This window comes from Kribbella koreensis (genome assembly GCF_039525325.1).
GTDB classification, from domain to species: Bacteria; Actinomycetota; Actinomycetes; order Propionibacteriales; family Kribbellaceae; genus Kribbella; species Kribbella koreensis.
This window is the reverse complement of sequence record NZ_BAAAHK010000005.1, coordinates 255,118-262,099: the sequence shown is the minus strand read 5'-3', so window position 1 is coordinate 262,099 and position 6,982 is coordinate 255,118. Positions and strand designations below refer to the sequence as shown.

The window sequence follows — 6,982 nt, the reverse complement described above, 5'->3', positions numbered from 1 at the left end:
GGCGGGTGGGGTGGGGTGGGGGGTAGGGGCGGGGGCGTTAGCGTCGGGGGGTGGAGACGTGGGAGTTGGGTGCGGGCGGGGTGTTGAGGTTGCCTTCGGGGCGGTTGGTGCGGGGGCGTGGGGTGCGCGACGGGGTGCCTGGCGGGGTGCTTCCGGCGTACGGGGTTTATTTGCTGGGGAAGGAGCCGCCGGCGGTTCCGTGGGAGTCTCGGTGGGTGGTGTGGCCGGACTTTCGGTTGCCTGCTGATGATCGGGATGCCCGGGACGCGTTGGTGGGGGTGCTTGCGCGGGCGGGTGATGAGCGGGTGGAGGTTGCTTGCGCGGGTGGGCGCGGGCGGACCGGTACTGCGCTGGCCTGCTTGGCGGTGCTCGATGGGGTTCCGCCGGCCGATGCGGTGGCCTACGTGCGGGCGAATTACCACGCCAAGGCGGTGGAGACCTTTTGGCAGAAGCGTTATGTGAGGCGCTTTAGGGCCTCGAGCGATTCCTGAGCGGGGGTGCCGACCAGGAGGGATTGGCCGGGAGCCGATTGGATGTCGAAGGTCTGGTAGGTGAGGGTGAGGCGGCCGGCGACCGGGTGGTTGAAGGTCTTGACCGTGCTGCCGAGGGTGTTGACGCCGTGTTGCTTCCACAGTTCGGCGAATTCGTTGCTGCTGGCAAGTAGTTCGCCGATGAGTTGGTGGACCGACTCGTTGTCCGGGGACGCCAGGCGGAGCGCCTCGACAGACTCGCGGGCGACCGAGGGCCAGTCGTCGAAGAGATCGCGGGCCGCCGGGTCGTGGAACAGGTTGGTCATCATCGGGCGCAGGTCTTCGAGTGGTGACAGCAGTGCCGCGGCGAGGGCATTGCAGGCCAGGACGTCCAGGCGGCGATTGATGATGTAGGCAACGGCCTCGTCGAAGGCATCCATGAGTTGCCTCAGCGCGGGGGCGACCTCTTCGGAAGGCGTCTCGGGCTTCGGGGCCAGGCCTGCTAGTTGGTACGCGTACCAACGACCGTTCTGACCGAGGCGGAGGGCGCGAGCGATGGCATCGACGACCTGGCCCGACGGGTTGCGCTCGCGACCTTGCTCCAGACGGGTGTAGTAGTCAGCGCTCACGCCCGCAAGCACAGCGACTTCCTCGCGTCGCAGGCCGGCGACCCGCCGAGCACCCGACACGGCCAACCCGACCTCCTCGGGGGTGAGCTGCGCTCGGCGTACGCGGAGAAACTCGCCTAGGTCGTTCATAACGTTGAGATTAGCTACTGTCACGCAGATGGATGAGGATGCTCCGGAGAAGGCGGGCTATCGGCGGTCTGCGGGGTCGGCGCGTGGTGAGGCGCGGCGGCGCGAACTGCTTGAGCGCGTGACCGATGAGGTCGGGGCCAACGGGTTGGTGGACTTCTCGCTCCGCCGGGCCGCGCGGGCTGCCGGTACGACGCACAAGGTGTTGCTCTACTACTTCGACGGACCCGAAGACCTGCTCACCCAGGCCGTGCTGCAACTGCGTGAGCGACGGATCGACCGCAGCCTCGCAGCCGCGGATCTGGCGGACTCGACGCTGGCCGGCCGGGTACGGGCGATGTGGCCGGTCCTCGTCGGCGACGAGTCCTGGGTGCTCGACCAGGCGATCGGCCTCGCGATGTACGACTCCGCCCGGTACGCCGAACTCGCCCGCACCGCGTCGGTGCGCTACCTGCCCGCGCTGATCTCGATCTGCCCGCCCGACTGGCCGGACGAGCGCAAGCATCAGGTGTCCGAGTTCATCCTCGCCGTGCTGCGTGGATTCCTGATCGAGTGGCGGACGAGTGGCGACGGACCCGGGATCGAATCCGGCTTCGCCGCGTTGAGCCGGGCGCTCGACCACGAAGAGGCCAGGACCTAGCGCGCCAGGTTGCGACTCGACAGTTTGCGAACCACGTGGTTCACTTTTGGCATCGGAGAGCTTTCGCCAGAGGTGGGGTGCGTCATGGAACGCGAGTCGGTGCGGTTCGTCAGCGGGGATGCGGAGTGCGCGGCCTGGTACTACCCGGGTAGCAACGGCGGGTGCGTGGTGATGGCCGGCGGGTTCGGGGTGACGAAGGAGCCGGGTACGGACCTGTTCGCCCCGCGGTTCCAGCGGGCCGGGTTCGGCGTACTGGCCTTCGACTATCGGCGGTTCGGGGAGAGCGGCGGCTCACCGCGACAGGTGGCGCGGGTCGGTGAGCAGCTGGTCGACTGGCAGGCGGCGATCTCGTACGCCGGGTCGGTGCCTGGGGTCGAGAGGGTCGCGGTCTGGGCGTTCTCGTTGTCGGGTGGCTACATCTTCCCGATCGCCGCGCGGAATCCGCAGTTGGCCGCGGCGATCGCGCAGACGCCCAACGCGGATGGGCCTGCTGCCTCCCGCAATGCGGCGCGGCACCAGAAGCCGCTGACGATGCTGCGATTCGCTGGACGCGCTGTGGCTGACGGGCTCGGCAGTCTGATCGGGCGGCCGCCGCTGCTCGTTCCGCTGGTCGGGCCGCCTGGCACGGTTGCGCTGTTGACGACGCCGGACTCGCTGCAGACGAACGAAGCCCTTAACCCGGGCAATAAATACAGCGACTGGATCCAGGCAGTCGCCGCCCGCTCAGCCCTGCGAATCGCCGCCTACCGGCCCGGCCGCGCTGCCTCGCGAGTGAAGATCCCGCTCCTGGTCGTCGTCGCCGACCAGGACCAGACGGCACTCGCCCAACCTTCCATCGACGCTGCTGCGCAGACCCCTGGCGCAGAACTCCTTCGCGTGCCTGGCGGCCACTACGCACCCTTCCTCGAGCAGCACGACGTCGTGGTCGAGGCCGAAATCGCCTTCCTGACAAAGCATCTGGTCGCGACCGACCGGCAGCCCACCTGAGCGTGGGTGTGGTGCACCTAGGAAGAGCCGGTCTGCCGCGGAGGCGGTTGGCGGCGCAGGGTGGCAGGTATGGAGAAGCGAGTGGCGCGGTGGGTCGAGAGCTATGTGAAGGCTTGGCGGAGTGGGGATGCGGCGGAGATCGGGGCGCTGTTCAGTCCGGGGGCGGAGTACCACGAGTGGCCTTATGCGACCGACTGGATCGGGCGGGAGGCGATCGTCGAGGGGTGGCTCAGCCGGCAGGACTGGCAGGCGGGTGGGTGGGAGTTCGAGTGGTCTCTGCTGAAGATCACCGGGGATACGGCTGCGATCGGTGGTACCGGCGTGTATCGCGAGCTCGGGACGTTCTCGAACTTGTGGACGGTGACGCTCGACCGGCGGGGCAAGTGCGTGATGTTCCGGATGTGGAACAACGAGATATCCGTTTGACGGTGGCTGCCGCGGCGCGTTTGCTCTGAGGGTGACGATCGAGCGCAGCAATCCCCCGGCCCTGCACGCGACTCCCGGCTACCACCACGTGACGAAGATCCGCGCCGACGAGCTGATCATGTTCGCCGGGCAGTGCCCGCTCCAGCCGTCGGGTGAGCTGGCCAAGGGCGGGTTGAGCGGGCAGACCGAGCAGGTGATCCAGAACATCCTGCTCGCGCTCGAGGCAGCCGGCGCACGGCCGGAGGATGTCGTGCGGACGGTCATCTACGTGGCCAGCCCGGATCGCGCGCAGCTCAGCGCGGTCTGGACCCAGCTCAACGAGTCCCCGCTCGCGCCGGCCTTCACCAGCGCGAGCACACTCCTCGGCGTCGCCCAACTCGGCTTCCCCGGCCAACTCGTGGAGATCGACGTGACGGCTGCTCTGTGAGAGCGCCTGCCGAGGTCGTCCCGTACGACGAACGCTGGCCGGACTGGTTCGACCAGATCCAGGTCGTGCTCGAAGGGCTGCTCGACGGGCTGTCGTACGAGATCGAGCACGTGGGAAGTACCGCAGTACCCGGTCTTGCCGCCAAGCCCATCATCGATATCGATGTGGTCGTGCCGAGTCCCGATGAGGTTCCGGCGGCCGTTGCCGCGTTGGTGTCCGGCGGCTATGAGCACCAGGGCGATCTCGGGATCGCCGGCCGGGAGGCGTTCGGGTTGCCGGCCGAGGTGGCGCGGTACCACCATCTGTATGTCGTTGTGGACGGCAACAAGGCGCACCGCGATCACGTGATGCTACGGGATCGGCTGCGGGTGGATCCGGAGGCGCTTGCCCGGTACGCCGCACTTAAGCGCGAGCTGGCGCCGTTGTTGCTGACGGACCGTTCCGCTTACGTCGACGGCAAGAGCGCGTTGATCGGGGAACTACTCAGGTGATCGAGTGGTTGGCTTGCAGCAGACCGTGTGGATCGTAGACGCCACGGAGCCACTTGAGGCGGTCGTGGTCGGCGGGCTCGAAGGCGTACCGGAGTTCGTCGTCGGTGAGAGGGCCCATGCTGAAGTTGAGGGATCGGCCGATGATGTCTTTCGACCAGGGCGCGAGGATCGCATCGTGCAGGGCTCGCAGGTCGTCCTCTCCTGGTGACAGGACAGTCATCGAGTACTGCGCGTCGCGGTGCCCGACAGCGTTCTCAACGGCCGGCTTCTGCGACAGCGCACCACCAAGGTGCCGGATCCCAACCACACACATCACCGGCGCACTCGGCCCGGCCAGCTTAGGGATGGTGTCGAGGGTTTCAGGGTCGAGATCGCTCAGCAACGCATTGCGAGAGCTGAACGCATCGGGCCGCCCGGGCTCGTCGAAGATCCTCCCGGACTCACTGAACGGCAACTCGCCCACGGTATCGACAAGCGGCTCACCCAGAGCATCGCGAAGGATGCTGACCAACCGTGGGGCGTCGAGACCATCCGGGATGATGCTGAGTTGGATTTGGGCGACGTACTTGCCTCGGAGTTCGGTGGGGATCTGCTTGAGGTTGGGGAGTGGGAGAACGGCTGCGGCTGAGGTGACGGTGTCAGGGACGGTTCGGGTCCAGTCGCGCCAGGTTTTGAGGACGTCGGGGGTCGTCGCGAGGTCGTAGTACAGGCTGCCGCCATGGAGGGTGGGGATGGGGAAGAGGTCGATCTCCATCGCGGTGACGATGCCGAAGTTGCCGCCTCCGCCGCGGAGGGCCCAGAAGAGGTCGGGGTCGTCTTCGGCCTGGCGTAGTTCGCCGTCGGGGGTGACGACCTCGATCCGGCGTACGTGGTCGGCGGCGAAGCCGTAGCGTCGCGCCATCAGGCCGAGGCCGCCGCCGAGGGTGTACGGGACGGCGGTGACGCCGGGGAAGCTGCCCGACATCGGCGCGAGACCGTGCGGCGCGGTCGCGTCGATCACCTGCTGCCAGGTCGCGCCGGCTTGGACCCAGGCAGTCCGGTTCCGCGCATCGACGGTCACCTGGTTGAGACGAGTGGTCGTGATCAAGAGGCCGCCGTCGAGCGGAGCGCCGTGTCCGTGGCCGCTGGCTTTGACGGCGATCTTGAGGCCGTGCTCGCCGGCGTACCGGACCGCGCGCTGCACGTCCTCGGGAGTGGTGGCGCCGACGATGTGGGCGGGCCGATGGGGTTCGCGCCGCTGGAAGCCGAGCCGCTCCTCGTCGTACCCGGGAGTGCCGACGGTCCAATGCTTTCCGGTGAGCCGATTCATGCCACCGACGCTAGAAGCCCTTCCGGACTCATCTTGTCCGCAAGGTGTGCCAATCTGAGATCCATGAGCACGCGGAAGGACCTGCCCGGGCGACTTCTGCGGCTGCTCGCGCTACTGCAGAGCCGCCGCGAGTGGTCCGGCAGCGAGCTCGCCGAGCGCCTGGGCGTCACCGACCGGACCGTACGCCGGGACGTCGAGCGCCTCCGATCCCTCGACTACCCGGTGACTGGCACGACCGGTACTGCGGGTGGCTACCGGCTCGCATCGGGCAAGAACGTGCCGCCGCTGGTGCTCGACGACGACGAAGCCGTCGCGGTGGCGATCGGATTGGCCGGGGCTGCGGCGTCCGGCGTCAGCGGGATCGCGGACAGCTCGATGAGCGCACTCGCCAAGCTCGAGCGAGTCCTGCCGGCTCGACTGAGGCCGTCGGTGGCTGCCGTCGGTGCCGCGGAGGTGGTCGGGCGGGAAGGTGCTCCACGGGTGGATCCCGGGCTGCTCGCAGTACTGGCTGCTTGTTGCCGTGACCTGGAGATCGTTGCCTTCAGCTACAAAAATCGGCGCGGGGACGACAGCCGGCGACGGGTGGAGCCGACGCAACTGGTGTCGGTGGTCGGCCAGTGGTATCTGCTCGCCTTCGATCCGGAGCGCGACGACTGGCGGACGTTCCGGGTGGACCGGATCGGCGAGCTGGCGCCGACCCGGCATCACTTCACTCCGCGCGGACTGCCGGCGGCTGACGCAGCGACGTATCTCGCCGAATCGTTCGCGGGCGCCTCGTACCGGCACAGTGTCCGGATGGTCGTGCAATTGCCGGCCGACGAGGTCCGCCGGAGTTTCTTCCACGGGTCGCCGGGGACGATCTCGCCGCTCGGGCCGGACAGTTGCGAGTACCGATTGAGCGCGGACTCCCCCCGGATCCTGGTCCAGTACGTCGCGGCGATCGCTGCCTCCGGCGCCGACTACACGTTGGAGGCGTCGCCGGAGACCGCCGCGTTGTTGCGGACGGTCGGGTCGCGCTTGGTCAGGCCGTGATCAGGCCCAGGCCCAGCGTCACGACACCGGCCGCGAGCGAGAGGGCGCCCAGCCAGAGCACCCAGATGAACTGGTTCGGCTTGGTCAGGCCCTTGCCTGCCGACGAGGCGAAGAAGCCACCCGACATCAGGATCGCCGCGACCGGGATGCCGAGCCGGCCGAGCCAGAGCGGGAAGCCGGTCAGGCCGGTCTGATCGACATACAGGAGCCCGACCAGGCTCAGGATGACCAGGACACCGGCGTGACCGTGGCCGGCCCGGGCGAACGACTTCTGGAAGTCCGTCATCGGGACGTCGCCACGGACGATCTTGGTCATGAACCAGCCGCCGATCTGGATCGTGACGATGGTGAGCAGGATCGCTCCGGCGATGATCCGGGACGCGTCGCTCAACTGCATGGGCCTTCTCCTTGCATGGATAGTGACGGTATCCGTTTATGGATACTG

At 67.9% G+C, this 6,982-nt stretch carries 10 protein-coding genes; 7 read left to right on the top strand and 3 right to left on the bottom strand.

Annotation, left to right across the window (positions count from 1 at the left end):
* Positions 1-50 precede the first annotated feature (50 nt).
* Positions 51-491, top strand: coding sequence for a protein-tyrosine phosphatase family protein (locus tag ABD116_RS41780; protein WP_344843529.1), 441 nt, complete (start codon positions 51-53; stop codon positions 489-491).
* Here the strand turns inward: ABD116_RS41780 and ABD116_RS12330 are convergent.
* Entirely contained in the window at positions 455-1,228 is a 774-nt protein-coding gene (locus ABD116_RS12330; protein ID WP_343968205.1) for a helix-turn-helix transcriptional regulator, read from the bottom strand. The genes ABD116_RS41780 and ABD116_RS12330 overlap by 37 nt on opposite strands.
* 28 nt (positions 1,229-1,256) lie before the next feature.
* Here ABD116_RS12330 and ABD116_RS12325 point away from each other — a divergent pair, with 28 nt between their 5' ends.
* The 5 genes from ABD116_RS12325 to ABD116_RS12305 all read left to right on the top strand — a co-directional run bounded on the left by ABD116_RS12325 (position 1,257) and on the right by ABD116_RS12305 (position 4,196).
* Positions 1,257-1,865: a TetR/AcrR family transcriptional regulator gene (locus ABD116_RS12325; RefSeq protein WP_343968203.1), complete on the top strand. Its 609-nt coding sequence runs from the start codon at positions 1,257-1,259 to the stop codon at positions 1,863-1,865.
* Positions 1,866-1,949: 84 nt separating this feature from the next.
* On the top strand, positions 1,950-2,852 hold the full coding sequence (locus ABD116_RS12320) for an alpha/beta hydrolase (protein WP_343968201.1): 903 nt from the start codon (positions 1,950-1,952) through the stop codon (positions 2,850-2,852).
* A 69-nt stretch (positions 2,853-2,921) separates the two neighbouring features.
* Complete coding sequence (locus tag ABD116_RS12315) at positions 2,922-3,278, top strand: nuclear transport factor 2 family protein (RefSeq protein WP_343968199.1); 357 nt, start codon at positions 2,922-2,924, stop codon at positions 3,276-3,278.
* Positions 3,279-3,309: 31 nt separating this feature from the next.
* Positions 3,310-3,705 carry a RidA family protein gene (locus tag ABD116_RS12310; protein ID WP_343968197.1) on the top strand — a complete coding sequence of 132 codons (396 nt, stop codon included), beginning with the start codon at positions 3,310-3,312 and terminating at the stop codon, positions 3,703-3,705.
* Positions 3,702-4,196 (top strand): GrpB family protein, encoded by a 495-nt coding sequence (locus tag ABD116_RS12305; RefSeq protein WP_343968195.1) that lies wholly within the window; start codon positions 3,702-3,704, stop codon positions 4,194-4,196. The genes ABD116_RS12310 and ABD116_RS12305 overlap by 4 nt, the downstream gene beginning before the upstream one ends.
* Here the strand turns inward: ABD116_RS12305 and ABD116_RS12300 are convergent.
* Positions 4,189-5,505 (bottom strand): FAD-binding oxidoreductase, encoded by a 1,317-nt coding sequence (locus ABD116_RS12300; RefSeq protein WP_343968193.1) that lies wholly within the window; start codon positions 5,503-5,505, stop codon positions 4,189-4,191. The genes ABD116_RS12305 and ABD116_RS12300 overlap by 8 nt on opposite strands.
* Before the next feature lie 63 nt (positions 5,506-5,568).
* Here ABD116_RS12300 and ABD116_RS12295 point away from each other — a divergent pair, with 63 nt between their 5' ends.
* Complete coding sequence (locus tag ABD116_RS12295; RefSeq protein WP_343968191.1) at positions 5,569-6,537, top strand: helix-turn-helix transcriptional regulator; 969 nt, start codon at positions 5,569-5,571, stop codon at positions 6,535-6,537.
* Here ABD116_RS12295 and ABD116_RS12290 read toward each other — a convergent pair.
* Entirely contained in the window at positions 6,527-6,934 is a 408-nt protein-coding gene (locus ABD116_RS12290; RefSeq protein ID WP_343968189.1) for a hypothetical protein, read from the bottom strand. The two genes, ABD116_RS12295 and ABD116_RS12290, sit on opposite strands and share 11 nt — an antisense overlap.
* Between the last annotated feature and the right edge of the window lie 48 nt (positions 6,935-6,982).